At 73.1% G+C, this 26,845-nt stretch carries 20 protein-coding genes and 1 tRNA gene; 13 read left to right on the forward strand and 8 right to left on the reverse strand.

Going from position 1 to position 26,845, the window contains the following annotated elements:
* Nucleotides 1-59 precede the first annotated feature (59 nt).
* Together ABT345_RS18245 and ABT345_RS18250 are read left to right on the forward strand one after the other, a co-directional pair.
* Nucleotides 60-1,274, forward strand: coding sequence for an acetyl-CoA C-acetyltransferase (locus tag ABT345_RS18245; RefSeq protein WP_345076591.1), 1,215 nt, complete (start codon nt 60-62; stop codon nt 1,272-1,274).
* Nucleotides 1,275-1,324: 50 nt separating this feature from the next.
* Nucleotides 1,325-3,490 (forward strand): 3-hydroxyacyl-CoA dehydrogenase NAD-binding domain-containing protein, encoded by a 2,166-nt coding sequence (locus ABT345_RS18250; protein ID WP_345077227.1) that lies wholly within the window; start codon nt 1,325-1,327, stop codon nt 3,488-3,490.
* Nucleotides 3,491-3,836: 346 nt separating this feature from the next.
* On the opposite strand, the gene ABT345_RS18255 is transcribed toward ABT345_RS18250, so the two are convergent.
* Nucleotides 3,837-4,583: a MerR family transcriptional regulator gene (locus ABT345_RS18255; RefSeq protein ID WP_345076588.1), complete on the reverse strand. Its 747-nt coding sequence runs from the start codon at nt 4,581-4,583 to the stop codon at nt 3,837-3,839.
* Between the two features lie 361 nt (nt 4,584-4,944).
* Between ABT345_RS18255 and ABT345_RS18260 the strand changes: the two genes are divergently transcribed.
* On the forward strand, nt 4,945-6,411 hold the full coding sequence (locus tag ABT345_RS18260; RefSeq protein ID WP_345076585.1) for an amino acid permease: 1,467 nt from the start codon (nt 4,945-4,947) through the stop codon (nt 6,409-6,411).
* 91 nt (nt 6,412-6,502) lie between these two features.
* On the opposite strand, the gene sph is transcribed toward ABT345_RS18260, so the two are convergent.
* From sph to ABT345_RS18275, 3 genes are all read right to left on the reverse strand, one after another.
* Entirely contained in the window at nt 6,503-7,480 is a 978-nt protein-coding gene (gene sph, locus ABT345_RS18265) for a sphingomyelin phosphodiesterase (RefSeq protein WP_345076583.1), read from the reverse strand.
* 180 nt (nt 7,481-7,660) lie between these two features.
* Nucleotides 7,661-9,151, reverse strand: a complete 1,491-nt coding sequence (locus tag ABT345_RS18270) for a M1 family metallopeptidase (protein WP_345076580.1) — start codon at nt 9,149-9,151, stop codon at nt 7,661-7,663.
* A 188-nt stretch (nt 9,152-9,339) separates the two neighbouring features.
* Nucleotides 9,340-10,335: an FAD-dependent oxidoreductase gene (locus ABT345_RS18275; RefSeq protein WP_345076577.1), complete on the reverse strand. Its 996-nt coding sequence runs from the start codon at nt 10,333-10,335 to the stop codon at nt 9,340-9,342.
* A 218-nt stretch (nt 10,336-10,553) separates the two neighbouring features.
* On the opposite strand from ABT345_RS18275, the gene ABT345_RS18280 reads away from it, so the two are divergent.
* Nucleotides 10,554-12,605, forward strand: a complete 2,052-nt coding sequence (locus ABT345_RS18280; RefSeq protein WP_345076575.1) for an FUSC family protein — start codon at nt 10,554-10,556, stop codon at nt 12,603-12,605.
* Nucleotides 12,606-12,748: 143 nt separating this feature from the next.
* Here ABT345_RS18280 and ABT345_RS18285 read toward each other — a convergent pair whose 3' ends face one another.
* From ABT345_RS18285 to ABT345_RS18295, 3 genes are all read right to left on the reverse strand, one after another.
* Nucleotides 12,749-15,160, reverse strand: coding sequence for a Tex family protein (locus ABT345_RS18285; protein WP_345077224.1), 2,412 nt, complete (start codon nt 15,158-15,160; stop codon nt 12,749-12,751).
* A gap of 188 nt (nt 15,161-15,348) precedes the next feature.
* Nucleotides 15,349-16,218 carry an SCO6745 family protein gene (locus ABT345_RS18290; RefSeq protein WP_345076573.1) on the reverse strand — a complete coding sequence of 290 codons (870 nt, stop codon included), beginning with the start codon at nt 16,216-16,218 and terminating at the stop codon, nt 15,349-15,351.
* Between the two features lie 131 nt (nt 16,219-16,349).
* Nucleotides 16,350-17,117: an enoyl-CoA hydratase/isomerase family protein gene (locus ABT345_RS18295; protein WP_345076571.1), complete on the reverse strand. Its 768-nt coding sequence runs from the start codon at nt 17,115-17,117 to the stop codon at nt 16,350-16,352.
* Between the two features lie 53 nt (nt 17,118-17,170).
* Between ABT345_RS18295 and ABT345_RS18300 the strand changes: the two genes are divergently transcribed.
* The 4 genes from ABT345_RS18300 to ABT345_RS18315 all read left to right on the forward strand — a co-directional run bounded on the left by ABT345_RS18300 (nt 17,171) and on the right by ABT345_RS18315 (nt 20,416).
* Entirely contained in the window at nt 17,171-18,814 is a 1,644-nt protein-coding gene (locus tag ABT345_RS18300) for an ABC-F family ATP-binding cassette domain-containing protein (RefSeq protein ID WP_345076569.1), read from the forward strand.
* A gap of 63 nt (nt 18,815-18,877) precedes the next feature.
* Nucleotides 18,878-18,951: transfer RNA gene (locus ABT345_RS18305), tRNA-Met, on the forward strand.
* A 156-nt stretch (nt 18,952-19,107) separates the two neighbouring features.
* Nucleotides 19,108-19,809 carry an HdeD family acid-resistance protein gene (locus ABT345_RS18310; protein WP_345076567.1) on the forward strand — a complete coding sequence of 234 codons (702 nt, stop codon included), beginning with the start codon at nt 19,108-19,110 and terminating at the stop codon, nt 19,807-19,809.
* A gap of 94 nt (nt 19,810-19,903) precedes the next feature.
* The gene (locus ABT345_RS18315; protein ID WP_345076565.1) at nt 19,904-20,416 is read left to right on the forward strand and encodes an ATP-binding protein; all 513 of its coding nucleotides are present in this window, start codon (nt 19,904-19,906) and stop codon (nt 20,414-20,416) included.
* On the opposite strand, the gene idi is transcribed toward ABT345_RS18315, so the two are convergent.
* Nucleotides 20,391-21,002 (reverse strand): isopentenyl-diphosphate Delta-isomerase, encoded by a 612-nt coding sequence (idi, locus tag ABT345_RS18320; protein ID WP_345076563.1) that lies wholly within the window; start codon nt 21,000-21,002, stop codon nt 20,391-20,393. The two genes, ABT345_RS18315 and idi, sit on opposite strands and share 26 nt — an antisense overlap.
* 525 nt (nt 21,003-21,527) lie before the next feature.
* On the opposite strand from idi, the gene ABT345_RS18325 reads away from it, so the two are divergent.
* From ABT345_RS18325 to ABT345_RS18345, 5 genes are read left to right on the forward strand one after another with little or no spacing between them, the layout of a single operon-like run.
* Nucleotides 21,528-23,342 (forward strand): DUF5941 domain-containing protein, encoded by a 1,815-nt coding sequence (locus ABT345_RS18325; protein ID WP_345077221.1) that lies wholly within the window; start codon nt 21,528-21,530, stop codon nt 23,340-23,342.
* Nucleotides 23,339-24,076: a phosphocholine cytidylyltransferase family protein gene (locus ABT345_RS18330; RefSeq protein ID WP_345076561.1), complete on the forward strand. Its 738-nt coding sequence runs from the start codon at nt 23,339-23,341 to the stop codon at nt 24,074-24,076. Before ABT345_RS18325 ends, ABT345_RS18330 begins: the two co-directional genes overlap by 4 nt.
* On the forward strand, nt 24,064-25,125 hold the full coding sequence (locus ABT345_RS18335; RefSeq protein WP_030287802.1) for an iron-containing alcohol dehydrogenase family protein: 1,062 nt from the start codon (nt 24,064-24,066) through the stop codon (nt 25,123-25,125). Before ABT345_RS18330 ends, ABT345_RS18335 begins: the two co-directional genes overlap by 13 nt.
* Nucleotides 25,103-25,882, forward strand: a complete 780-nt coding sequence (locus tag ABT345_RS18340; protein WP_345076558.1) for a CDP-alcohol phosphatidyltransferase family protein — start codon at nt 25,103-25,105, stop codon at nt 25,880-25,882. Before ABT345_RS18335 ends, ABT345_RS18340 begins: the two co-directional genes overlap by 23 nt.
* Before the next feature lie 17 nt (nt 25,883-25,899).
* Nucleotides 25,900-26,781, forward strand: coding sequence for a glycosyltransferase family 2 protein (locus ABT345_RS18345; protein ID WP_345077218.1), 882 nt, complete (start codon nt 25,900-25,902; stop codon nt 26,779-26,781).
* The last annotated feature ends 64 nt before the right edge of the window (nt 26,782-26,845 follow it).

Below are 26,845 nucleotides of genomic sequence, written 5' to 3' on the forward strand. Positions count from 1 at the left end.
CCCGGCGCCGCCCGGCCCGCTCCGCCGTGACTTCTCCCTCATCCGAAAGGCTGCCTGACGTGAGCACCGAAGCGTATGTGTACGACGCGATCCGCACCCCGCGCGGCCGCGGCAAGGCCAACGGCGCCCTGCACGGCACCAAGCCCGTCGACCTCGTCGTCGGCCTCATCCACGAACTGCGCCGTCGCTTCCCCGGTCTGGATCCGGCCGCCATCGACGACATCGTCCTCGGCGTGGTCAGCCCGATCGGCGACCAGGGAGCCGACATCGCCAAGATCGCGGCCATCGCCGCCGGGCTGCCCGACACCGTGGCCGGAGTCCAGGAGAACCGCTTCTGTGCCTCCGGCCTGGAAGCCGTCAACCTCGCCGCCGCCAAGGTCCGCTCCGGCTGGGAGGACCTGATCCTGGCCGGCGGCGTCGAGTCCATGTCCCGGGTGCCGATGGCCTCCGACGGCGGCGCCTGGCACCTGGACCCGATGACCAACTTCGAGACCAACTTCATCCCGCAGGGCGTCGGCGCCGACCTCATCGCCACCCTCGGCGGCTTCACGCGGCACGACGTCGACACCTTCGCCGCGCTCTCCCAGGAACGCGCCGCCCAGGCGTGGAAGGAAGGCCGCTTCGACCGCTCCGTCGTCCCGGTGCGCGACCGCAACGGCCTGGTCGTCCTCGACCGCGACGAACACATCCGCCCCGGCACCACCGCCGAATCGCTGGCCGGCCTCAAGCCGTCCTTCGCGACGATCGGCGACGCCGGCGGCTTCGACGCCGTCGCGCTGCAGAAGTACCACTGGGTCGAGAAGATCGACCACGTCCACCACGCGGGCAACTCCTCCGGCATCGTCGACGGCTCCGCCCTGGTCGCCATCGGCAACGCCGCCGTCGGCGAGCGCCACGGCCTGACGCCCCGTGCGCGCATCGCCGCCGCCGCGGTCTCCGGCGCCGACCCGACGATCATGCTGACCGGCCCCGCGCCCGCGGCCCGCAAGGCGCTCGCCAAGGCCGGTCTGACCATCGACGACATCGACCTCGTCGAGATCAACGAAGCCTTCGCCGCCGTCGTCCTGCGGTTCGCCCAGGACATGGGGCTCTCCCTCGACAAGATCAACGTCAACGGCGGCGCCATCGCCATGGGCCACCCGCTGGGCGCCACCGGCGCAATGATCGTCGGCACCCTCGTCGACGAACTGGAGCGCCAGGACAAGCGGTACGGCCTGGCCACCCTCTGCGTCGGCGGCGGCATGGGCATCGCCACCGTCATCGAGCGCCTCTGACCGCCCGTCCCACCCCTTACGGAGAAGCCACAGTGAGCGAGACCTCTGCGATGTCGACCATCCGCTGGGAGCAGGACGAGACCGGCGTGGTCACCCTGGTCCTGGACGATCCCGGCCAGTCCGCCAACACCATGAACGACGCCTTCAAGACCTCCCTCACCGCGGTCGCCGACCGCCTGGAGGCCGAGGCGGACACCGTCCGCGGCATCATCGTCACCTCCGCCAAGAAGACCTTCTTCGCAGGCGGTGACCTGCGCGAACTGATCGCCGTCACCCCCGAGGGCGCCCAGCAGGCGTTCGACGCCGGCATGCGCATCAAGCGCGATCTGCGCGGCATCGAAACCCTCGGCAAGCCCGTCGTCGCCGCCCTCAACGGCGCGGCCCTCGGCGGCGGCTACGAGATCGCGCTCGCCTGCCACCACCGCATCGCCCTCGACACCCCCGGCACCAAGATCGGCCTGCCGGAGGTCACCCTCGGCCTGCTGCCCGCGGGCGGCGGCGTCACCCGCACCGTCCGCCTCCTCGGCATCGCCGACGCCCTGCTGAAGGTCCTGCTCCAGGGCACGCAGTACAACGCCGAACAGGCCAAGGACGCCGGGCTGATCCACGACGTCGCCGCCACGCCCGAGGAACTCCTCACCAAGGCCCGCGCGTTCATCGACGAACACCCCGCATCCCAGCAGCCCTGGGACGTCAAGGGGTACCGCATCCCGGGCGGCACCCCCGCGCAGCCCAAATTCGCCGCCAACCTCCCGGCGTTTCCCGCCAACCTCAAGAAGCAGCTCAACGGCGCGCCCTACCCGGCGCCCCGCAACATCCTCGCCGCCGCGGTCGAGGGTTCCCAGGTCGACTTCGAGACCGCCCAGACCATCGAGGCGCGGTACTTCACCGAGCTGGTCACCGGCCAGACCTCGAAGAACATGATCCAGGCGTTCTTCTTCGACCTCCAGGCCGTCAACTCCGGCGCCAGCCGCCCGAAGGGCATCGAGCCGCGCACCGCCCGGAAGGTCGCCGTCCTCGGTGCCGGAATGATGGGCGCGGGCATCGCCTACAGCTGCGCCCGGGCGGGTATCGAGGTCGTGCTCAAGGACGTGTCGCCGGAGGCCGCCGCCAAGGGCAAGGCGTACTCCGAGGGGCTGCTCGCCAAGGCGCTGGCCCGGGGCCGCACCACCGAGCGCAAGCGGGACGAACTCCTCGCCCGCATCACCCCCACCGCCGACCCGCAGGACCTCGCCGGCTGCGATGTCGTGATCGAGGCGGTCTTCGAGGACGCCGCGCTCAAGCACAAGGTCTTCCAGGAGATCGAGCACATCGTGGCGCCCGACGCGCTGCTCTGCTCCAACACCTCGACGCTGCCGATCTCGCAGCTGGCCGAGGGCGTGCAGCGCGACACCGACTTCATCGGCCTGCACTTCTTCTCGCCGGTCGACAAGATGCCGCTGGTGGAGATCATCAAGGGGGAGCGCACCGGCGACGAGGCGCTGGCCCGTGCCTTCGACCTGGTCCGCAAGATCCGCAAGACCCCGATCGTGGTCAACGACTCGCGGGGCTTCTTCACCTCGCGGGTCATCGGCCAGTTCATCAACGAGGGCGTGGCGATGGTCGGCGAGGGCCTCGATCCGGCCTCCGTCGAGCAGGCCGCCGCCCAGGCCGGGTACCCGGCCAAGGTGCTCTCCCTCATGGACGAGCTGACGCTGACGCTGCCGCGCAAGATCCGCCGGGAGACGCAGCGCGCCGTGGAGGCGGCCGGCGGCAGCTGGGCGCCGCACCCCTCCGACGCGGTCGTCGACCGGATGGTCGACGAGTTCGGCCGCACCGGGCGCAGCGGCGGCGCCGGATTCTACGACTACGCAGAGGACGGCACCCGCAGCAGCCTGTGGCCGGGCCTGCGCGAGCACTTCACCCGGCCGGACGCCGCCGTACCGTTCCGTGACATGCAGGAGCGGATGCTGTTCGCCGAGGCGCTGGACACCGTCCGCTGCCTGGAGGAAGGCGTGCTGACCTCGGTGGCCGACGCCAACATCGGCTCCCTCCTCGGCATCGGCTTCCCCGGCTGGACCGGCGGCGTGCTCCAGTACATCAACGGCTACGAGGGCGGCCTGCCCGGTTTCGTGGCCCGCGCCAGGGAGCTGGCCGCGGCGTACGGCGAGCGCTTCGCGCCGCCCGCGCTGCTGATCGAGAAGGCGGCGAAGGGAGAGACCTTCCGCGACGCCTGATCGCCCGGGCCGGGCGGGCGGCGACGGGACCGGGCGCGGCGGGGAAGATTCCTGGCCGCCCCCGGCCCCGGCCGCCGCCACGCTTGGCCCTGGCCGCCCGGCCCCGCCCGGCCTGGCCTGGTGCCGTCACGCAAGGGCCGGCAGTGGCTGCCACGCACCCAGCCCTGGCAGCCACGGCCGGCCCTCGGCGGTGCGGCTCGGGCCCGCCGCCACGCACCCAGCCCAGCCCACCACGACTAGCCCTCGGCGGCCCGGGCCCTGCCCGCCACCACGCGCCCGGGCCCAGACCGCCACGGCCGGCCCTCGGCGGCCCCGGCCCTACCGCCACGCCGGCCCACCTTCGCTCCTACCCCTCCCCGAACGCCTCCCGCAGCTCCTCCTTCATCGAGCGCTGGAAGGCGGTGACCAGCGCCTGTACCACCATCGGCTGCATATGGGCGGAGAGGGACTTGATCCGGGCGACGTCCTCGGCGTCGGGGCCGCCCTCGCGGTACGGCTCCCAGACCTCGTCCTTGAAGAGCCGGCTCAGCTCCCGCGCCGCCGACCGGGAGTGCTCCAGCACGACGGTGCGCGCCGCCAGGATCGTCTCCAGCGCGATCGGCACGTCCAGCAGCCGGGCACCCAGATGCAGCAGCCCGGGGTCGACCTGGAAGACGTCGGCGTCGTCGGTGCGCACCAGGACGCTCATCGCCGCCAGCCGGTCCACATCGTCCTCGGTCAGCTCCCGGCCGACCCGGCGCTCCAGCTGTTCGCGGGTGGCGTCCTCCGCCTTGTCCGGGATCCAGCTCGCCACCAGCGCCCGGTGAATGGCCAGGTCCTGGGCGCTCAGATCGGGCGGCAGCTGCTCCAGGTAGCGCTCGATCGCGGACAGTGTCATGCCCTGGTGCTGCAGCTCCTCGATCAGCGCCAGCCGTGAGAGGTGGTCGGGGCCGTAGCGGCCCACGCGGCGGGGGCCGATCTCCGGTGGCGGCAGCAGGCCCCGGGTCCCGTAGAAGCGGATCGTACGGACGGTGACGCCGGCGCGGGCGGCCAGTTCGTCGACGGTCAGTGCGGTGCCGGGCCCGGTTCCGGTCTCCGTGGCGGACTCTTTCATGCGGAACAGTATTGCTGTCTCACCAACGGTGTGAAACCTCGCGAACGCCTCCCCGGATTCCGTGCGGCGCCGCGTCCGGCCGTTTCGGTGTGACGAGGAGAACGATGCGCCCGTCCGCCGTAATTTCCCCCGAAGATCGCCGGGAATTCATCCGGGCGCGTACGGATCGGCGATTTCAAAATGTTCCACCCCGGGCAACACTGGGCAAACGGCCCGAACTTCGGATTGGCCGATAACTCTTGTGATCCGTGCCACAGACGAGGGGCTCGGGTTCGGGGAAGGTGTGCCGTCGGCCATGCGTGCGAACCGTGGGATTCGGCCATGGTTCCCAGTGCCTGCCTGAAAGTGAGTTGAACCACCAGTGAGCACAGAGACCGTCACGGAAGAATCACCGCAGCCGCCGGGTGGGGGCGGCGGCGGACGGCAGGACGCAGGGGACGCCGGGTACAGCAAGGGCCTCAAGAGCCGCCACATCAACATGATCGCCATCGGCGGGGCCATCGGGACCGGCCTCTTCCTGGGGGCGGGCGGTCGGCTTCACTCCGCCGGGCCTGCGCTGGCCATCGCCTACGCGGTCTGTGGCCTGTTCGCCTTCTTCGTCGTCCGCGCCCTCGGCGAGCTGGTCGTGCACCGCCCGTCGTCCGGCTCGTTCGTCTCGTACGCCCGGGAATTCCTCGGCGAGAAGGGCGCCTACGTCGCCGGCTGGATGTATGTCGTGAACTGGTCCACGACCGGTATCGCCGACATCACCGCGATCGCCCTTTACACCCACTACTGGAGTATGTTCACCGACATTCCGCAGTGGGTGATGGCGTTGATCGCACTCGCCGTGGTGCTCACTGTCAATCTGATCTCGGTCAAGATTTTCGGTGAGCTGGAATTCTGGTTCGCGATCATCAAGGTCGCCGCGCTGGTCGTGTTCATGTTCATCGGCATCTTCCTGCTGGCCACCCAGCACCCGGTGGGCGGCCACACCCCGGGCCTGCACCTCCTCTCCGACAACGGCGGCTTCTTCCCGACCGGGCTGCTGCCCGTGGTGATCGTGCTGCAGGGCGTCGTCTTCGCGTACTCCGCCGTCGAGCTGGTCGGCGTCACCGCGGGCGAGACCGCCGAGCCCGAGAAGGTCGTCCCCAAGGCGGTCAACTCGATCATGTGGCGGGTGGGCGTCTTCTACGTCGGCTCGGTGCTGCTGCTGACGCTGCTGCTGCCGTGGAACAAGTACGTCGGCGGGGAGAGCCCGTTCGTGACCGTGCTGTCCAACGTCGGCGTCCCGGCGGCCGGCGACGTGATGAACCTCGTCGTGCTCACCGCCGCGATGTCGAGCCTCAACTCCGGCCTCTACTCGACCGGCCGCATCCTGCGCTCCATGTCCATGGCGGGCTCCGCGCCGAAGTTCGCCGGGCTCATGAACCGCAACCAGGTGCCGTACGGCGGCATCATGCTCACCTCCGCCGTCTGCGTGCTCGGCGTGGTGCTCAACTACGTCGTGCCGGGCAAGGCGTTCGAGATCGTGCTGAACATCGCGGCGCTCGGCATCATCAGCACCTGGTGCACGATCATGGTCTGTCACATGGTCTTCGTGCGCCGGGCCAAGGAGGGCGTGGTCCAGCGGCCCCGCTTCCGGCTCCCCGGCACGCCCGTCACGGACCTGGTGACCATCGCGTTCCTGCTCGGCGTCATCGTGCTGATGTGGTTCGACGACGGCGTCGGCCGGCAGACCGTGATGCTGATCCCGGTCCTCGCGCTGGCGCTGACCGGCGGCTGGTTCGTGGTCCGCCGCCGGGTCGGCCGCCTCGCCGCGGAGCGGGACGCCGAGGCGACGACGTAGCGCGGCTCGCCCGCGTGTGGCCCCGCCGGCGGGAATCTGGCGGGGCCACGGGCGATCCGTCGCGCGCCCGGCCGTCCGTACGCGTCCCGGCTCAGCCGCCGATCAGCGGGTAGTGGTCGGACAGGTTGGTGTACGTGTACTGCTTGCCCCAGCTGGAGACCGTCCAGGGGGCCGACTCCTCCTTGACGACCGTGTTGCCCCAGCCGCTCGGCCGCGCGTGGCCGTTGCGGTGCAGGACGTAGTCCAGGTCCTCGCGCGGATCGTTCGGGTAGCGGTCCTTGGCGATCGAGTTCTCCTGGGTGTCGAAGGAGTACGGGTGGCCCGTGCGGCTGTCGGCGGGGGCCAGGTCCGCGTTGGCGAGGAGCGCCTGGTACTCCGGGCCGCGGGAGTCGATGTTGAAGTCCCCGGCGACCATCACCTCCTCGTCCGCGGGGATCTTCTTGGCGTCCAGGAACGCGTCCATCTCCGTCAGCTGCGAGGCGCGGTCGGCGGCCGCCTCGCCCGCCTTGCAGCCGGAGTCCGTCGACTGGGTGTGAGTGCCCACGACGTGCACCTTCGCGCCGTTCACATTCAGGACCGCGTAGACGAAGCCCTTGTTGGAGAGGGCGTCCGAGCCGCAGGCGTCCTTGTAGACGTACTGCTCCTTGCGGAGTACCGGCCACTTGCTCAGCAGCGTCACCCCGCCGTCCTCCGGGGTCGTCGCGGAGTAGGCGCCGCCGGTGGCGTCCCAGCCGTCCTTGGTGCGGCCGACCACCGGGGTCTGGTACGGATACTGCGCGGCGGCCCGCGACTTCAGCGCGTCCGAGGAGGAGTTGTCGAACGCCTCCTGCAGGACCACGACGTCGTTGCCCCGGAAGAAGTCCGCGTCGGGTATCGCCTGGGCGCGGTGGTCCTGGCCCCAGTTGGGGTAGAGCGTCTTGCTCATCAGGAACGCGTTGTACGTGAGGACCTTCAGGTGCGGGGGCGGCGTCGTGGCGAAGGCGCCGGGCGCCGTGGCGGCGAGGGCGGTGGCGGTGAGCGCCGCGGTGATCACGGCGGACCGGCGAACGCGCGGCGAGAGGTGCGACACGGAATCTCCCTGGGGGGATGGGGACTTGACCCGGAGCCGCCCATCCAACCAGCCGCGGTTACCTCTTGGTAACCATTGGGTGTGCGCGGGATTCCCCGGCGGTGACGGACCGGCCCGGCGCGGGAGAAGGAACCGGGGGCGCGGCAGCCGCGCCCCCGGTCCGGTGCATCTCGTCCGTGCTCAGCCCTGGTGGATCGTGTGGGTGGCCGCGATCTTCGGCCACGAGGCGGGGCGCGGCGCCGGGGCCGTGCCGCGGGCGCCGAGGGCCTGCCGGGCCGCGCCCGCCGACGGCTTGGACGGCTGGAACAGCCAGGTGTCGAAGAAGTCCGCGAGCGGCTTGCCGGACTTCTTCTCGGCGAACTTCACGAAGTCGGCGACGGAGGCGTTGCCGTAGGCGTGCTCCTGCGGCCAGGACTTGAGCAGCCCGAAGAAGACCTTGTCGCCGAGCTTGTTGCGCAGCGCCTGGAGGGCCACCGCACCGCGGTCGTAGACGGCGCCGTCGAACTGGTTGTCCGGGCCCGGGTCGCCGGGCTTCACGGTCCAGAACGGGTCGTCGGCCGGGTGCTGGTCGAAGACGTAGTCGGCCAGCTCCTGCGCGGTGCCCTCGCCCTCCTTCTCGGACCAGAGCCACTGCGCGTACGCCGCGAAGCCCTCGTTGATCCAGATGTCCTTCCAGTCCTTCAGCGAGACGCTGTCGCCGTACCACTGGTGGGCCAGCTCGTGGACGACGACGGAGACGTTGGCGCCGCGGTCGAACGCCTTCTTCCCGTAGAACGGGCGGGTCTGGGTCTCCAGCGCGTACCCGGCGGGGACGTTCGGGACGTAGCCGCCGACGGCGTTGAAGGGGTAGCGGCCGTAGACCGACTCCAGCCAGCCGGTGACCTCGGCGGTGCGCTCGATGCTGGCGCGGGCGGCGCCCTCGTTCGCGCCGAGGTCCTTGCTGACGGCGTTGAGGACGGGGGTGCCGTTCTCGGTGGTGCCCGTGGTGACGTCGAACTTGCCGATGGCGAGCGTCGTCAGATACGTGGCCTGCGGCTTGTCGGAGCGCCAGTTGAAGCGCGTCCAGCCGAGCTTGGAGGTCTGCGAGGCCAGCACGCCGTTGCTGATCGCCTGGGTGCCGTCGGGCACCGAGACCGAGATGTCGTACGTCGCCTTGTCGGTGGGGTGGTCGTTGCTCGGGTACCACCACACGGCCGAATCCGGCTCCTGGGCCGCCACACCGCCGTCGGGCGTACGGGCCCACGCGGTGTACCCGCCGATCTTCACCTCGGAGGGCTTGCCCGCGTACCGCACCACGACGCTGATCTGCTTGCCGCGCTCCAGCGGCGCCGCCGGGGTGATCTCCAGCTCATGGGCGCCGGTGGCGGCGAACTTCGCCTTCGCGCCGTCGACGCGGACCTCGCTGACCTTCAGCCCGAAGTCGAGGTTGAAGCGGGACAGGTCCTGGGTGGTCTTGGCCAGCAGCGTCGCGGTGCCCTCCAGGAGGTCCGTCTTCGGCTGGTACTTCAGGCGCAGGTCGTAGTGGGAGACGTCGTAGCCGCCGTTCCCGCTCTCCGGGTAGTAGGAGTCGCCCGCACCGGGCGCGCCGGGGGTGAAGCTCGCCGCCGATGCCGGGATCGCCAGCAGCAGACTGAGCGCGGCCGCGCCCGGGACGAGGAGTCTGTGACGCACCGAGTCCTCCAACTCGTAGGGGTGGTGGAACCGTTCCGACCCTATGTACGCCCCCGCCCCTCGTCATGTCCATGGCCTCAGCTGACACATGAACGACATACGGGACGCGGTGCGCGGGGGTGTCGCACGGCTTTCGGACCCGGTGCGCCGCGCGGGCGCCGGGTCCGGCCCGGCGCCCGCGGCTCGCCTCAGGCCGCCGGCGCCTCCCGGACCAGCCGCCCGACCTCGTCGGCGCAGCCCCAGGCGACGGTGACGCCCGCGCCGCCGTGGCCGTAGTTGTGCACGCACCAGGCGCCGCCGGGCAGCCGCTCGCCCTCCAGACGGACCGCTTCCCGGGCGGGCCGCAGCCCCACCCGGTGCGCCAGGACCTCCGCCCCGGCCAGCGCGGGGAACCGCCGGGCGGCGCGCGCCACGATCGCCTCGGCCACCGCCGGGTCCGGCTCCGTCGACCACGCGTGCTCGTGTGCGGTGCCGCCGACCACCACGCCGTAGGGCTGCGGCAGGACATACGTGGTGTCGGTCGCGCCCGGGGCGGCGGAGACGTACCACTCCTCGATGCCCGGGTCGGCCACCACGACCAACTGGCCCTGCACCGGGTGGACCTGCGGGTCCGGCACCAGCTCACGGGCGCCGAGGCCGGAGCAGTTCACCACCACCGCGGCCTCCTGCCCCGCCTCGGCGAGCGAGGTGAACGTGGCGCGCTCCACCACACCGCCCGCGGCGCGCAGCCGCTGCTCCAGGTAGTGCAGATGCGTCGGCATGTCGACGAGCGGGGTCAGCGCCCGCCAGCCGGTGTGGCCCTCGGGCACCTCGTCGGGGCGGGCCCGCCGCAGACCGGGCACCGCGGAGTACCAGGCGGCGAGCGGATCGCCGTCGGCGTCCGGCCCGCCGGTGGCCGCGGGCTCCGTCATCGTCCCGGCCACCATCCGCGCCCCGGTCTCCTGCGGACGCTCGGCGAACCGCGCCAGGACCTCGAAGCCGCGCAGCGACCAGCGCACCGCCGGGGCGTGCGGCCGGATGCGGTAGGGCCAGCACAGCCCGCCGGCCACCGCCGAGGTGGAATCGGCGGCCGGGTCCCGGCTCACCAGCCGCACCCGGTGCCCCTCCTCGGCCAGCGTGATGGCCGAGGTCAGACCGATGACACCGCCACCGATCACCAGAATGTCGTTCGCCTCGCTCGTCATGCCTGGACGCTATCGGCTGCCGTTCGAACGGGCGAGAGCGGGCCCGCCCACGGACGGCGTACGCGACCGGGTGACCGCGGGTTTCGCGGACGCGGGGAGCGCGCCCCGGCGCGGCGGCCTCCGACGCCTCCTGACCCTGCCGCGTACGCTGGTGACCAGCACCGTCGGCCGATGTCGCCCCTCGGATCGTGTTCGTCATCCGTCGACTGAGGAGGCACATGCCCCGCGCCCCGCGGGCCGTCCCCGCCTGGCTCGCCCACCCGTTCCGCTGGCAGCGCCTGCCCGTGCCGTGGCCCGCCGTCGTCCGCGGCGCGCTCTGCGCGGGCCCGCTGCTCGGCGCCGGGATCGCCACCGGCCACCCGGTGCCCGGCGTCCTGACCGGGCTCGGCTCCATGATGGCCGGGGTCAACGACCGGCCCGGCACCCGGCGCACCGGCATGGTGCACATCGGGCTGCCCGCCCTCGCCTGCGGCCTCGGCACCCTGATCGGCGCCTCGTTGCAGTCCGCGCACGCCGGGTGGTGGACGGTGCCCGCGCTCTGCGCCGTCGCCTTCGTCTCCGGCGCCGCGAGCGTGGCCGGACCGGTCCGCTCGACCGCCGGGGTGCAGATGCTGGCCACCGCCGTCCTCGGCGCCGGCATGCCGCTGCCCGGCTCGCCCTGGGCGAAGAGCCTGTACGTCCTCGCCGGATGCGCCTGGCTGCTGCTGTTGCGGCTGGTGCTGCGCTCCCCGCGGCCGCCCGGTGGCCCGCTCGGCGGGGAGCGGGCCGCCGTCGCCGCCGTCTTCGACGCGCTGGCCGACGCGCTCACCGCGGTCGGCGGCGAGGGCGCCGAACCGGCCCGGCGCCGGCTGACCTCGGCGCTTGACCGGGCCGACGAGGCGCTGCGGCTGCGCCGCCTCACCGACCGGCTGCTGCGCCGCGCGGTCCGTACCGAAGAGGCGCTGCTGGCCGAGCGGTTCGCCGCGGCGGCCGCGCTCTGCGAGGCGAGCGTGGCGCTCCTGTGGGAGGGCCGGCCGCTGCCCGCCGCGGTCGCGGAGAGCCCCCGCCGGTTCGCCGCCGCGCTGCGCACCGGAGCGGCCCCCGGCCGCCTGTCCGCACCAGCGAACAGCTCGGCCGCCCGCGACGCCTTCGACCGCGCGCTGCTGGCCGCGGCCGTCGTCTTCGCACGGTCCGAGCCGTCGGCGGCGTACGGGGCGACGGAGCCGGGTGCGGCGCCCGTGCCGCCCGGGCCCGCCATGCCGGACGGGCCGCCCGCCCCGGTGTCCCCGTCCGCGGCGGGGCGATGGCGCGCGCTGCCCGGACGGATCCGCGGCTTCCTGGACCGGCGTACCCGGCGCGGCCGCGATCTGCTGGGGCCCGCCGCCCGCGACTACGGGCTGCGCGTCGCCGTCTGCATCGGCGCCAGCACGGCGGTCGCGCTGCTGCTCCACCCCGTGCACTGGTACTGGCTCCCGGCCACCGCCACCTTCCTGGTCAAGCCCGATCTGGGGCCGCTGTTCTCGCGGACCGTCAACCGCTTCGCCGGGACCGTCGCCGGAGTCCTGGTCTTCGCGCTGGGCAGCGCGGCGTTGCCCGGCTCCTGGTGGCCGGCGCTGGCCGCGGGGATCGGCGGCGCGGTGCTGCCGTTCGCCACCCGCCACTTCGCCCTGCAGACCTCGGCGATCACCTTCATGGTGCTGGCCTTCGTCTGGGTGGGCGGCGACCCGCAGGCGACGGGGGAGCGGATCGCGGACACCGCCATCGCCTGCGGCATCGTCCTCGTCGTCGGGCATCTGCCGCGGCTGGCCAGCCCGCGGCGGCGCATCGCGCAGCGCGCGGTGACGGCGCTGCACGCCACGGAGGCGTATCTGCGGCACGTCCTCGCGGCCGGTCCCGGCGCCGGGACCACCGCCGAGCGGCTGGCGCTGCGCCGCACCGCCTACCACGCGCTGGGCCAGGCCCGGACGGCGGCCGAGACCGCCGCCGCCGAACTCCTCGCCGCCCGCGACCGCAACCCCGACTGGCCCGCGATCCTCGCCGCCGCCGAACGCATCGTCGACGCCGCGACGGCCGCCGCGATCCGGATCGACCACGGTGCGCGGCGGCCCAGCCCCGAGGAGGCGGCCCGGCTCGGTGAGGCGCTGTCCGCGATGGCCGGCGCGCTGGCCGAGCCCGGCCACCGGCTGCCGCACCGCCACGACCGCCCGCTCGCGCCCGTCCCGGACTGCGCCACGCTCACCGACGTGGCGGCCGAACTGGAACGGATGCGGGGACACACGGGCGCGCTCTGAACGTGGGGAGATGGCCTTGACCTGGGCGGATGTGCGTGCCGGCCGGTGACTGCGCCCCGGCCGGTTCCCCGCCGCGCGGGGCCCCGCGGGAAATCCCGCGAGGCCCCGCTTCCGTATGCCGGGGCCGTGGCCCCGCTCCCGGCTCAGCGCCGCTTGCCGCCGCCCTGGCCGCCGTCGAGCAGACCGGCGCGGCGCAGCGCGTCGGCCATCGCGTCGTTGGCGGGCGCGGGACCCTGGCCGCCCCGGCGGTCGCCGCCGCGTCCGCCGCCCGGCCGGGGCGCGCCGCCGCGGCCGCCGGAGCGCTGTCCGCCCGGCCGCTGCCCGTCCCGCCGCTCACCGCCACCGCGCCGCTCACCTGCGGCCTTGGCGGTCTTGCCGTCGCGTCCGGGCTCGTCGTCCAGCCGCAGCGTCAGCGAGATCCGCTTGCGGGGGATGTCGACGTCGAGGACCTTGACCCGCACGATGTCGCCGGGCTTGACCACCTCGCGCGGGTCCTTGACGAACGTCTTCGACATCGCCGAGACATGCACCAGACCGTCCTGGTGCACACCGACGTCCACGAACGCGCCGAACGCGGCGACGTTGGTCACCACGCCCTCCAGGACCATCCCCGGCGTGAGGTCGCCGATCTTCTCCACGCCGTCCTTGAACGTCGCGGTCCGGAACTCCGGACGCGGGTCGCGGCCCGGCTTCTCCAGCTCCTGGAGGATGTCGCCGACGGTCGGCAGGCCGAACGAGTCGTCGACGAAGTCGGCCGGGCGCAGCGACCTCAGCACCGCGGTGTTGCCGATCAGCGTGCCCACCGCGCCGCCCGCCGCGGAGGCCATCCGGCGCACCACCGGATACGCCTCCGGGTGCACGCTGGAGGCGTCCAGCGGGTCGTCGCCGCCGCGGATCCGCAGGAAGCCGGCGCACTGCTCGTACGCCTTCGGGCCGAGCCGCGAGACGTCCTTGAGGGCCTTGCGGGAGCGGAACGGGCCGTTGGTGTCGCGGTGCGCGACGATGTTCTCGGCCAGGCCCGAGCTGATGCCGGAGACCCGCGAGAGCAGCGGCGCGGAGGCGGTGTTGACGTCCACGCCGACGCCGTTCACACAGTCCTCGACCACCGCGTCCAGCGAGCGCGACAGCTTCACCTCGGACAGGTCGTGCTGGTACTGGCCGACGCCGATCGACTTCGGGTCGATCTTGACGAGTTCGGCCAGCGGGTCCTGCAGGCGCCGGGCGATCGAGACCGCGCCGCGCAGCGACACATCCATCCCCGGCAGCTCCTGCGAGGCGAACGCCGAGGCGGAGTACACCGACGCGCCCGCCTCGGAGACCATCACCTTCGTCAGCTTCAGCTCCGGCTGCGCGGCGATCAGATCGGCGGCCAGCTTGTCCGTCTCGCGGGAGGCGGTGCCGTTGCCGATCGCGATCAGCTCGACCCCGTGCTCCTTCGCCAGCCGGGCCAGCGTGGCCAGCGACGCGTCCCACTTCTGCTGCGGCACGTGCGGGTAGATCGTCTCCGTCGCGGCGACCTTGCCGGTCGCGTCCACCACGGCCACCTTCACACCGGTACGGAAACCGGGGTCCAGGCCCATCGTCGCGCGCGTCCCGGCGGGCGCCGCCAGCAGCAGATCGCGCAGGTTGGAGGCGAACACCCGGACCGCCTCGTCCTCGGCCGCCTGCCGCAGCCGCAGCCGCAGATCGATGCCGAGGTGGACCAGGACGCGGGTGCGCCAGGCCCAGCGGACGGTGTCCAGCAGCCAGCCGTCGGCCGGCCGCCCGCGGTCGGCGATGCCGAACTTCGCGGCGATGGACCGCTCGTACGAGGTACGGCCCTCGACGGGCTCCGCGTCCGGCTCCAGCGTGAGGTCGAGGATCTCCTCCTTCTCGCCGCGGAGCATCGCCAGCACCCGGTGCGAGGGCAGCTCGGTGAACGGCTCCGCGAAGTCGAAGTAGTCGGCGAACTTCGCGCCCGCCTCCTCCTTGCCCTCGCGCACCTTCGCGCCGACCCGGCCGCGCGACCACATCCGCTCGCGCAGCTCACCGATGAGGTCCGCGTCCTCCCCGAACCGCTCGGTGAGGATCGCCCGCGCGCCCTCCAGCGCCGCGGCGGGATCGGCGACGCCCTTGTCGGCGGAGACGAACGCCGCCGCGGCCGTCTGCGGCGCGATGGACGGGTCCGTCAGCAGCCCGTCGGCGAGCGGCTCCAGCCCCCCCTCCCGGGCGATCTGCGCCTTCGTCCGCCGCTTCGGCTTGTACGGAAGGTAGATGTCCTCCAGGCGCGCCTTGGACTCCGCGCCCCGGATCCGCGCCTCCAGCGCCTCGTCCAGCTTGCCCTGGGACCGTACGGACTCCAGGACCGCGGTGCGCCGCTCCTCCAGCTCCCGCAGATACCGCAGCCGCTCCTCCAGCGCGCGCAGCTGCGCGTCGTCGAGCATCTCGGTGGCTTCCTTGCGGTAGCGCGCGATGAACGGGACCGTCGAGCCGCCGTCCAGCAGCGCGACCGCGGCGCTCACCTGCCGCTCCTTGACGCCGAGCTCCCCGGCGATCCTCGCTTCGATGGACACCATGACCTCGGTGGATGCCGTCACGTTGAACCAGACCCGCCTTCCAGCGCTCGCTTGAGCCTGCATTGTGCAGGTTCACCGCTCGCGCTGTCGCACCGCCCGGCCGGGGACGCCGGGTTGTGAGAAGGCGCACGCCCGCCCGGCGTCCCCGGACGGGAACGGCGGACGGGCGTGGGGTGCGGGGCGGCGGTCTACCGGCCGAACAGCTCCGCGGGGAACGCGCCCGCCGCCATCGCCGCCTGCGTGAACGCCCCGCCGATCTCGGTGAGCCGCGCCACGCCCTCGGCGCCGAGGTGCTCGTAGGGCGCCCGGTCCAGCCGGTCGGTGGTGTCCTCCAGCTCCTCGCGCAGCCGTATCCCGGCCTCGGTCAACTCGCCGTCGGCGTCCAGCAGTCCGCGCCCGCGCAGTCGCTCCTGCGCGGCGGCCCACTCCTCCTCGCTCCAGCCGCGGGTGCGCATGACGCCGAGATAGCTCATGCCGCGGCCGCTGGCGGTGTGGGTGACCAGCGCCTCCAGGCCGTCCAGTCCGGCGTGGAGCAGCGCGGCCAGATGGGCGTCGCCGCGGTGTTCGCGCAGCAGCGTCGCGGCGTGCCAGTACGCCAGGTGCGGGGCGTCGGGCACCGGCAGATCGGCGTGCGCGGCGAACAGCGGCCGGGCGCTGCGGCTGCCCGCCTCGGCGGCGCGCAGCGCCAGCTTCGCGGCCTCGGCCATCTCCGGCGACGCCAGCGCCTCCTCGCCGAGCAGCCGCCGCAGCGTGCGGTCGGCCGCCCGCAGCCGCGCCGCCAGGGCGGCCTCGGGCGTGACGAGGTCCCAGACGGCGGGGACGTGCCGGGCGACCAGGGCGTGGCTGAAGTTGTAGAACGTCGCGGTGACGGTGCCGGGGCCGACCGCACCCATGGCGGCGGCGCGGACGGCGAAGTACCCGGCGCTGCGGTCCTCGACCCCGAGCTTCGCCAGCTCGTCGTTGAGGTCGGGGGAGAAGTAGTGCGTCGAGTGGAACGGGTTGACGACGGAGTGGCAGTGCCGTCCGGCGCGCGGCGCCAGGGAGGTCGCAGAGGTCATGCCCGGCAGGTTACCGACCCGTTGGTATGGCCGGAAGGGCGGTGGGGACGGGCCGGTGCCCGCCCGGGCGGGGCGGACCCGGAGTCCTGGGCGGGGCGGAACCGCCAAGGCCCGACCCCGCCCCCCGCCGCTCAGTCCGCCGGCCCGAACCGCGGCGCCCGCCGCTCCAGGAACGCCGCGGCGCCCTCCGCGGTGTCGCCGCTCGCATGCGCCCGCGCCGCCCAGTGCGCGGCCCGGCCCGCGGCCTCCTCCGGCGGCACGTCCCACACGCCGTCGGCCAGCTCCTTCGCCGCCGTCTGCGTCATCGACGACCGGCTCGCCAGCACCGCGGTGAACTCCGCGACCCGCGCCTGAAGCGCGCCCGCCGCGCTCACCTCGTCCACCAGACCGGTCCGCAGCGCCCGCGCGCAGTCGATCAACTCACCGGAGAACAGCAGGTACTTGGCGGCCGACAGGCCCACCAGCCGCACCAGCCGCCGGGTGGCCGACGCCGGATAGACCACGCCCAGCTTGGCCGGCGTCACCCCGAACACCGCGCCCTCCTCGGCGAACCGCAGATCGCAGGCGGCCGCCAACTGCGCGCCGCCGCCCACGCAGTGCCCCCGTATCGCCGCCAGCGTCGGCCGGGGGAAGGCCGCCACCGCCTCCTCCGCCGCGATCGCCAGCTGCTGCGCCTCGCCCGCGCCCGCGCGCAGCGAGGCGATGTCCGCACCGGCGCAGAACGTGTCGCCCGCGCCGGTCAGTACCAGTGACCGCACCGCGCCGTCCGCGGCCAGCCGCGCCAGCAGCGGGGGCAGCTCCCGCCACATCCGCGGCGTCATCGCGTTGCGCTTGGCGGGATTGCTGAGGACGACGGTCGCTGTGCCGTCGCTGACATGCGTGTTCAGGCCCGGTTCCATGCCCGGATATTAGAGCGACCACCGGGCGCCGGGCCGCTACGATCGGCGGTCTGATGTCAGCCACTCTCGTCGCCAAAGACCTCACCGCCGGCCACGGTGAGCGCGTCCTCTTCTCCGGCCTCGATCTGGTCGTCGCCCCCGGCGAGGTGATCGGGCTCGTGGGCGCCAACGGCGCGGGCAAGTCGACGCTGCTGCGCCTGCTCGCCTCTCTGGACACCCCGGAGCAGGGCACGCTCGCCCTCAGCCCGCCCACCGCCACCGTCGGCCACCTCCCGCAGGAGCCCGACCGCCGCCCCGGCGAGTCGGTCCGCGCCTTCCTCGCCCGCCGCACCGGCGTCGCCCGCGCCCAGGCCGACCTCGACGCCACCACCCAGGCGCTGGTCGACGAACGCCCCGGCGCCGACGACGCCTACGCCACCGCGCTGGAGCGCTGGCTCGCCCTCGGCGCCGCCGATCTCGACGAACGCGCCGAGGAGACCTGCGCCCAGCTGGGCCTGACCACCGGCCTCGACCACCCGATGACCGCCCTCTCCGGCGGCCAGGCCGCCCGCGCCTCCCTCGCCTCGCTCCTCCTCTCCCGCTACGACGTCTTCCTCCTCGACGAGCCGACCAACGACCTCGATCTCGACGGACTGCGCCGCCTGGAGGAGTTCGTCTCCGGTCTGCGCGCCGGCACGGTCCTGGTCAGCCACGACCGCGAGTTCCTGACCCGCACCGTCACCTCCGTCGTCGAGCTGGACCTCGCCCAGCAGCAGGTCAACACCTACGGCGGCGGCTACGCCTCGTATCTGGAGGAGCGCGAGCGGGCCCGGCGCCACGCCCGTGAGGAGTACGAGGAGTACGCCGAGACCAAGGCGTCGCTGGAGGCCCGGGCGCACACCCAGCGCAACTGGATGGCGAAGGGCGTCCGCAACGCCCGCCGCAAGGCCCCCGACAACGACAAGATCGCCCGCAAGGGCCGGGTGGAGGCCACCGAGAAGCAGGCGGCCAAGGCGAAGCAGACCCAGCGCCTGATCGAGCGGCTCGACGTCGTCGAGGAGCCGCGCAAGGAGTGGGAGCTGCGGATGGAGATCGCCGCCGCGCCCCGCGCCGGAGCCGTCGTCGCCACCCTGCGCGGCGCCGAGGCGCGGCGCGGCACCTTCCGCTTCGGCCCGGTGGACCTCCAGATCGACTGGGGCGACCGCGTCGCGATCACCGGGCCCAACGGCTCCGGCAAGTCGACGCTGCTCGCCGCGCTCCTCGGCCGGCTGCCGCTGACCGCGGGCGCGGCGGCGCTCGGCCCCGGCGTGGTGGTCGGCGAGGTCGACCAGGCCCGCGGCCTCTTCCTCGGCGACGCCCCGCTGATGGACGCCTTCCGCGCCGCCGTCCCGGAGATGGCCCCCGCCGACGTCCGGACCCTGCTGGCGAAGTTCGGGCTGAAGGCGGCGCATGTGCTGCGCCCGGCGGACACCCTGTCGCCGGGGGAGCGGACCCGCGCCGCCCTCGCCCTCCTCCAGGGCCGCGGCGTCAACCTCCTCGTCCTGGACGAGCCGACCAACCACCTCGACCTGCCCGCCATCGAGCAGCTGGAGTCCGCGCTCGCCTCGTACGGCGGCACGCTGCTGCTGGTCACGCACGACCGGCGGATGCTGGACGCGGTGCACACCACCCGCCGGATCGAGGTCGACGCCGGGAAGGTCACCGACCGGGCGGTGTGAGGCGGCGGCCCCGGTCACCGATTTGGCCCTGCGCCGGGCGGCCCGTATGGTGGGGCGAACCGACGCGGGGTGGAGCAGCTCGGTAGCTCGCTGGGCTCATAACCCAGAGGTCGCAGGTTCAAATCCTGTCCCCGCTACTCACAGGCGAAGGCCCGGTGCCCAAGGCACCGGGCCTTCGGCGTTTCCCTCTCCCGTTTCCTCCCCTCCTCGCCCTGCCCCGCCCGCCGAAACGCGGTATACCGGGACGAATCGGGTTTGAATCGGGAGTGAATCGGGTTTTCGAGGAGGCGGCGATGACCGGCAGATCCGCTCGTGACCGTACGCCGGAGCAGCGGCACACCGACGAGTTGGGCCGCGGCTTCGGCCGGCTGATGGCGCTCGGCGTCGTCCTGGTCGTCGCGGGCGCGGTGGGCCTGGTGTACGCCGGGGTCGCCACCCTCACCTCGATGCTGCTCTTCGGCTGGCTGCTGCTGGTCGGCGGCGCGGTGGGGCTGCTGCACGCCCTCCAGTCGCGGGGGACGAACTTCGTCTGGCTGGCGGTCATCGTGGCGGCGCTGAACCTCGCCGCCGGTGTCGTGGTGATCGTCCGGCCCGATGTGGCCGCGGCGGCGCTGACCATGTTCGCCGCGCTGCTCTTCCTGACCGGCGGCGTCTTCCGGCTGGTCGGCGGCGTGGTGGTGCGCGGTCCGCAGTTCGGCTGGACGCTGGTGCAGGGCGCCTTCGACCTCCTGCTGGGCATCCTGGTGCTCGGCAACTGGCCGCACAGCAGCCGCTACGTACTCGGCATCTTCATCTCCCTCGCGCTGCTCTTCGACGGGCTCGGCCTCTTCGCGATGGGCTTCGGCGGCCGCCGGATCGTCGGCATGGTCGAGGAGGGGCGCCACGGGCCGGACGAGGCGGAGCGCGGCGTGACGAATGGCGCGGAACGTTCGTCCGCCGCGCCTTGGAGTTCCCTGACGAAGAAGCAGAGGCGCCAGGACCGGCCATCCGAGTAAGGAATACGCGCCGAATCGGTCGGGAAGCGTCGATTGGCGCTGACTTACGTTCAGTGGGCCGGACCGGACCGGCCCCCGTCCCCACACTCGACCTGTGAGGACCCCTCCCGGACCACCCGCCGAATCCCCCGAGGAACTGACCGCGCCGCCCGCCTGCCACGGCAGCTGGCGCCTGACCGCACCGCTCGATACGGCATCGGTACCCCGGACCCGGCACGCCGTCCGGGACCTGCTCACCGAACGGCGGGTGCCCCTCGCCCCCGCCGTCCTCGACGGTCTGCTGCTGGTCGTCTCCGAACTCGTCACCAACGCCGTCCGGCACGCCGCCCGCTTCTCCCCGGAGATCGCGGTATGCCTCGACCTCGGCCCCGGACGGCTGCGGCTGGCCGTCGCGGACCTGCACCCCTACTGCCCGAAGGCGCTCGAAGCCGGCGAGGGCGATCTCGGCGGCCGGGGGCTGTGGCTGGTCAAGACCGTCACCGCCGAGGCCCGGGGCGCCTGCGGCGTCGCGCCGGCCCCCGGCGGCGGCAAGATCATCTGGGTGGAGTTCCCGCTGGCGGCCCGGCCGGCCGCCGCGCCGCCTACCAGCCCGCCGCGGCGCCCGTGAGCTCCCGCACCGCCGGACGCGCCGCATCCAGCACGGTCATGAACCACGCGGAGAACGGCCCCTCGGCGTGCCGCTTCGCCAGCTCCTGCGGCGTCACGAACGCGATCTCGCCGATCTCCGCCGGGTCCGGCGCCGGCGTCTGGCGCACCAGGCCGACGAAGAGGTGGTTGTACTCCTGCTCCACCAGCCCGGAGGCCGGGTCCGGGTGGTTGTAGCGCACCGTGCCCGCCTCGGCCAGCAGCGACGGCGCCAGCCCCAGCTCCTCCGCCGTGCGGCGCGCGGCCGCCGCGAACGGCTGCTCGCCCGGGTACGGATGTCCGCAGCAGGTGTTGGACCACACGCCGGGGGAGTGGTACTTCCCCAGCGCCCGGCGCTGGAGCAGCAGCCGCCCCTGCTCGTCGAAGAGGAAGACCGAGAACGCGCGGTGCAGCTGCCCGGGGTCCTGATGGGCGGCGAGCTTCTCCGCGGTGCCGATCGTCGTGCCGTCCTCGTCGACCAGCTCCAGCATGATCGGCCCGGCGGCACCGTCCGGCGCGTTCACCGCCGCGCGCTCGGCGGTCTGTCCGTTGGCAGGTGTGATCGGCATGCCCATCCTTGTCGTCGGTCTTCGCCGCCAAGTCTGCCCCACCGCGGCCCCCGGCACGGTTCAGGCGCCGCGCCGTGGTGTGCCCGCGCCGCGGCGCGCGGCACCCGGGCCGCTCCCCGCCGCGCCCGTGAGAAGGTCCACACCCCGCGCACCCCTGCCGGGACCCGGCGCACGCCCGCGACCAGCGCACCTGCCCGGCCGCCGGAGTGTGCCGGACGCGTCACGGATCAACCCGCACCACCCGTGACCAGCCCCCGCATAACCGGCGCCGAAACGAGCCGTCACCCCGGGCGCCAGTTGTTCCGGCGCCACCCGATCCACCATGATGATCGCGGCAGGCGCAGCCGTCGGTCACTCGATCGTGCGGTGAATCCGCGGTGAACGGCCTCAACCCGCATCCGATAGCCTCTGCCGATGTGCCACCGGCCCCACGGGGCGAGGTGTGCCGCGCCCACTGCCCGGGTAGTTCGTGCCGAATGCGGACCGGCCGGCGCGGCCTTGTCAGCATTCAAGGAGTGAGTTCGTCTGTCGACCGCCATCCTCACCGGTCCGCCGGTCGCCGGGTCGCCGCTCGAAGGCGATCTGCGCGCGCTGGGCTTCGACATCCGTACGGCTCAGGACCCCGCGTCCGCGGCCGAGCTGATCGCCGCGGTCCCCGCCCATGAGCGGATCGCCGTCGTGGACCCCCGTTTCGTCGGCCACCGGCACACCCTGCGCCTCGCGCTCACCGACCCCCGCTTCCCGGCCGCCGCCGTCGAGGGCGCGCTCACCGCGCAGCCCGAGGCCCGCGCCGCACTGGACCGCGCGGCCGCCCGCATCCCGGTCGGCGCCGGGAGCGCCCACCTCACCGACGTCCTCACCGGCACCCTGACCGACGCCCTGGACCGCGCCGGCGTCGGCCTGCAGCGCATCGAGCCCGGCAGCCTGGTCGCCGCCGTCCCGCTCACCCCGGCAACCCGCGAGGAGGCCCGGGAGGCCGTCGCCGCGGTCGACGAGGAAGCGGTCCGGCTGCGCAGCGCGGTCAAGTCCCGCGACGGGTTCTTCACCACGCACTGCATCAGCCCGTACTCCCGCTACCTCGCCCGCTGGTGCGCCCGGCGCGGCCTGACCCCGAACCAGGTCACCACCGCCTCGCTGCTCACCGCGCTGATCGCGGCGGGCTGCGCGGCCACCGGCACCCGCGGCGGTTTCGTCGCCGCCGGTGTGCTGCTGCTCCTCTCCTTCGTCCTCGACTGCACCGACGGGCAGCTCGCCCGCTACTCCCTGCAGTACTCGACGATGGGCGCCTGGCTCGACGCGACCTTCGACCGGGCCAAGGAGTACGCCTACTACGCCGGTCTCGCGCTCGGCGCCGCCCGCGGCGGCGACGACGTCTGGGCGCTGGCGCTCGGCGCGATGATCCTCCAGACCTGCCGCCATGTCGTCGACTTCTCCTTCAACGAGGCGAATCACGACGCGACGGCCAACACCAGCCCCACCGCCGCCCTCTCCGACCGGCTCGACAGCGTCGGCTGGACCGTCTGGGCGCGCCGGATGATCGTGCTGCCGATCGGCGAGCGCTGGGCGCTGATCGCCGTGCTCACCGCCTGCACCACGCCCCGCATCGTCTTCTACGTGCTGCTCATCGGCTGCGCGCTGGCCGCCTGCTACACCACCGCCGGACGCGTGCTGCGCTCGCTGACCCGCCGGGCCCGGCGCACCGACCGCGCCGCCCGCGCACTGGCCGACCTCGCCGACACCGGCGCGCTCGCCGAGCTGATCGCCCGCCCCATGCGCGGCCGCGGCCGCACCGGCTCGTTCCTCGCCCCGGCCATGGCCTTCCTCGCCGCCGCCGTCCTGATCGTCGCGGTGGTCTTCGCCGACCGCCCGGCCTCCTGGCTCACCGTCGGCCTCGCCTGCTGCGCCGCACTGCTCACCGGCGCCGCCGTGGCCCGCCCGCTCAAGGGCGCCCTGGACTGGCTGGTGCCGCCGTTCCTGCGCGCCGCCGAGTACGTCACGATCCTCGTGCTCGCCGCCCGCAGCGGGGTGCACGGCGCGCTGCCCGCGGCGTTCGGGCTGGTCGCGGCGGTCGCCTACCATCACTACGACGCGGTCTACCGCATCCGCGGCGGCAGCGGCGCACCGCCGCGGTGGCTGGTGCGGGCCGCCGGTGGCAGCGAGGGGCGGATCCTCGTGGTCACCGTCCTCGCCGCCGCGCTGTCCCCCTCCGATTTCCCCCTCGCGCTCGCGGTCCTCGCCGGCGCGCTGGGCCTGCTGGTGCTCGTCGAGAGCATCCGCTTCTGGGTGCGTGCCGCGAAGACCGGCGCACCCGCCGTACACGATGAAGGAGAACCCGCATGATCGGCCTCGTGCTGGCCGCCGGCGCCGGACGGCGTCTGCGCCCCTACACCGACACCCTGCCCAAGGCGCTGGTGCCGGTCGACGGGGACACGACCATCCTGGACCTGACGCTCGGCAACTTCGCCGAGATCGGCCTGACCGAGGTCGCGATCATCGTCGGCTACAAGAAGGAAGCCGTCTACGACCGCAAGGACGCGCTGGAGGCCAAGTACGGCCTCAAGCTGACGCTCATCGACAACGACAAGGCCGAGGAGTGGAACAACGCCTACTCCCTGTGGTGCGGCCGTGACGCCATCCGGCACGACGTGATCCTCGCCAACGGCGACACCGTGCACCCGGTCTCCGTCGAGAAGACGCTGCTCGCCGCCCGCGGCAACGGCCAGAAGATCATCCTCGCGCTGGACACCGTCAAGCAGCTGGCCGACGAGGAGATGAAGGTCGTCGTCGACCCGGCCAAGGGCGTCCAGAAGATCACCAAGCTGATGGACCCGGCCGAGGCGACCGGCGAGTACATCGGCGTCACCCTCATCGAGGGCTCCGCCGCCGACGAGCTGGCCGACGCCCTCAAGGCCACCTTCACGCGCGACCCCGACCTCTACTACGAGGACGGCTACCAGGAGCTGGTCAACCGCGGCTTCCAGGTCGACGTGGCGCCCATCGGCGACGTCAAGTGGGTCGAGATCGACAACCACGACGACCTCGCGAAGGGCCGTGAGATCGCATGCCAGTACTGACCCGCCTCATCCCGTCCCCGGTCGTCGTCGACATCAACGCCGGCGCCCTGGACGACCTGGCGGGCCTCCTGGCCGATCAGCGCATCTCCGCATCCGGGAAGCTCGCGATCGCCATCTCCGGCGGTTCGGGCGCCCGGCTGCGGGAGCGGCTGTCCCCCGCGCTGCCCGGCGCGGACTGGTACGAGGTCGGCGGCGGCACGCTCGACGACGCGATCAAGCTCGGCGACGCCATGAAGAAGGGGCACTACGACGCCGTCGTGGGCCTCGGCGGCGGCAAGATCATCGACTGCGCCAAGTACGCCGCGGCGCGGATCGGCCTGCCGCTGGTCGCCGTCGCGACGAACCTGTCGCACGACGGCCTCTGCTCGCCGGTCGCCACGCTCGACAACGACGCGGGCCGCGGCTCCTACGGGGTGCCGAACCCGATCGCCGTCGTCATCGACCTCGACATCATCCGCGAGGCGCCCGTCCGCTTCGTCCGCTCCGGCATCGGTGACGCCATCTCCAACATCTCCGCGGTCGCGGACTGGGAGCTGGCCCACCAGGAGAACGGCGAGGCGATAGACGGGCTGGCCGCCGCGATGGCGCGCCAGGCCGGTGAGGCCGTGCTGCGCCACCCCGGCGGCGTCGGCGACGACAACTTCCTCCAGGTGCTGGCCGAGGGCCTCGTCCTCACCGGCATCTCGATGTCCGTCGCGGGCGACAGCCGGCCGGCCTCGGGGGCCTGCCACGAGATCAACCACGGCTTCGACATCCTCTTCCCCAAGCGGGCGGCGAGCCACGGCGAACAGTGCGGCCTCGGCGCCGCCTTCGCCACCCACCTGCGCGGCGACGCGGAGACGTCCGCGCTGATGGTCGAGGCGCTCCAGCGGCACGGCCTGCCGGTCACACCGGGCGAGATCGGCTTCACGGACGAGGAGTTCGTCCAGGTCGTCGAGTTCGCCCCGAAGACCCGGCCGGGCCGGTACACCATCCTGGAACACCTGGACCTGTCCACCGACGAGATCAGGGACGCATACGCCGACTATGCCAAAACCATCCGTAGCTGAACTCCGGCCGGTCGTTCACCCTCCGGGCGTGAAGGACCGGCGGAGCGGCGAGCACTGGGCCGGCCGGCTCTACATGCGCGAGGTCTCCCTCCGCATCGACCGGCACCTGGTGAACACGAAGGTCACGCCCAACCAGCTGACCTACGTGATGACCGTCGCCGGCGCCCTCGCCGCCCCGGCACTGCTGGTGCCGGGGATCTGGGGCGCCGTGCTCGGCGTGGTGATGGTCCAGCTGTATCTGCTGTTCGACTGCGTCGACGGTGAGATCGCCCGCTGGAAGAAGCAGTACTCGATGTCCGGGGTCTACCTGGACCGCGTCGCCGCCTATCTGTGCGACGCCGCGGTCCTGGTCGGCTTCGGCCTGCGCGCCGCCGACCTGTGGGGCACGGGCCGCATCGACTGGCTGTGGGCCTTCCTCGGCACCCTCGCCGCCCTCGGCGCGATCCTGATCAAGGCGGAGACGGACCTCGTCGGCGTGGCCCGGCACCAGCAGGGGATGGCGCCGGTCAAGGAGGCGGCGGCCGAACCGCGCTCCTCCGGCATGGCGCTGGCCCGCAAGGCCGCCGCGGCCCTGAAGTTCCACCGGCTCGTCCTCGGCGTCGAGGCGTCCCTGCTGATCCTGGTCCTCGCGATCGTGGACCAGATCCGGGGCGATCTCTTCTTCTCGCGGCTCGGCGTCGCGGTGCTCGCCGGTATCGCGTTGCTCCAGACCGTGCTCCACCTCGTGTCCATCCTCGCTTCCAGCAGGCTCAAGTGACGAAGACCCCTCAGAAGATGACGGTCGGCGCGGTGGTCCTCACCATGGGCAACCGCCCCGAGGAACTGCGCGCGCTGCTGGACTCGGTTGCCAAGCAGGAGGGCGACCCGGTCGAGGTGGTGGTGGTCGGCAACGGCTCACCCCTGCCCGAGCTGGACGTCCCCGGGCTCGCGGTGCGCACCGTCGAGCTGCCGGAGAACGTCGGCATCCCGGCGGGCCGCAACGTCGGCATCGAGGCGTTCGGCCCCGGCGGCACCGACGTCGACATCCTGCTCTTCCTCGACGACGACGGCCTGCTGGCCCGGCCGGACACCGCCGAGCTGTGCCGCCAGGCGTTCGCCGCGGACGAGAAGCTGGGCATCATCAGCTTCCGGATCGCCGACCCGGACACCGGGGAGACCCAGCGCCGCCACGTCCCGCGGCTGCGCGCCTCCGACCCGATGCGCTCCTCGCGCGTGACCACCTTCCTCGGCGGCGCCAACGCGGCCCGCACGAAGGTGTTCGCTCAGGTCGGCGGGCTGCCCGACGACTTCTTCTACGCGCACGAGGAGACCGACCTGGCCTGGCGCGCGCTGGACGCGGGCTGGCTGGTCGACTACCGCGCGGACATGCTGCTGCTCCACCCGACGATGGCGCCGAGCCGGCACGCGGTCTACCACCGGATGGTGGCCCGCAACCGCGTCTGGCTGGCCCGCCGCAATCTGCCCGCCCTGCTGGTTCCGGTCTATCTCGGTGTCTGGTTCCTGCTGACCTTGGCCCGGCGCCCTTCCCTGCCGGCGCTGCGCGTCTGGCTGGCGGGCTTCAAGGAGGGCTGGACGACCCCGTGCGGCCCCAGGCGGCCGATGAAGTGGCGTACCGTGTGGCGCCTGACCCGGCTGGGTCGCCCTCCCGTCATCTGACAAGCTCAATATCTGAGAGCATCAGGCGCGAGCCGGGGCGTGGCCCCGGCAGCGCACCTTGAGG

Source organism: Streptomyces sp. NPDC000404 (assembly GCF_040300365.1).
Classification (GTDB): domain Bacteria; phylum Actinomycetota; class Actinomycetes; order Streptomycetales; family Streptomycetaceae; genus Streptomyces; species Streptomyces ramulosus.

Bases quoted from the DNA above. Each gene is read 5' to 3' on its own strand.
- ABT345_RS18345 (WP_345077218.1), top strand. From the start codon at position 25,900: ATGACGGTCGGCGCGGTGGTCCTCACCATGGGCAACCGCCCCGAGGAA.
- ABT345_RS18340 (WP_345076558.1), top strand. From the start codon at position 25,103: ATGCCAAAACCATCCGTAGCTGAACTCCGGCCGGTCGTTCACCCTCCG.
- ABT345_RS18285 (WP_345077224.1), bottom strand. From the start codon at position 15,160: ATGGTGTCCATCGAAGCGAGGATCGCCGGGGAGCTCGGCGTCAAGGAG.
- ABT345_RS18280 (WP_345076575.1), top strand. From the start codon at position 10,554: ATGCCCCGCGCCCCGCGGGCCGTCCCCGCCTGGCTCGCCCACCCGTTC.
- ABT345_RS18300 (WP_345076569.1), top strand. From the start codon at position 17,171: ATGTCAGCCACTCTCGTCGCCAAAGACCTCACCGCCGGCCACGGTGAG.
- ABT345_RS18250 (WP_345077227.1), top strand. From the start codon at position 1,325: ATGTCGACCATCCGCTGGGAGCAGGACGAGACCGGCGTGGTCACCCTG.
- ABT345_RS18255 (WP_345076588.1), bottom strand. From the start codon at position 4,583: ATGAAAGAGTCCGCCACGGAGACCGGAACCGGGCCCGGCACCGCACTG.
- ABT345_RS18330 (WP_345076561.1), top strand. From the start codon at position 23,339: ATGATCGGCCTCGTGCTGGCCGCCGGCGCCGGACGGCGTCTGCGCCCC.
- ABT345_RS18295 (WP_345076571.1), bottom strand. From the start codon at position 17,117: ATGGAACCGGGCCTGAACACGCATGTCAGCGACGGCACAGCGACCGTC.
- idi (WP_345076563.1), bottom strand. From the start codon at position 21,002: ATGCCGATCACACCTGCCAACGGACAGACCGCCGAGCGCGCGGCGGTG.
- ABT345_RS18290 (WP_345076573.1), bottom strand. From the start codon at position 16,218: ATGACCTCTGCGACCTCCCTGGCGCCGCGCGCCGGACGGCACTGCCAC.
- ABT345_RS18310 (WP_345076567.1), top strand. From the start codon at position 19,108: ATGACCGGCAGATCCGCTCGTGACCGTACGCCGGAGCAGCGGCACACC.
- ABT345_RS18335 (WP_030287802.1), top strand. From the start codon at position 24,064: ATGCCAGTACTGACCCGCCTCATCCCGTCCCCGGTCGTCGTCGACATC.
- ABT345_RS18275 (WP_345076577.1), bottom strand. From the start codon at position 10,335: ATGACGAGCGAGGCGAACGACATTCTGGTGATCGGTGGCGGTGTCATC.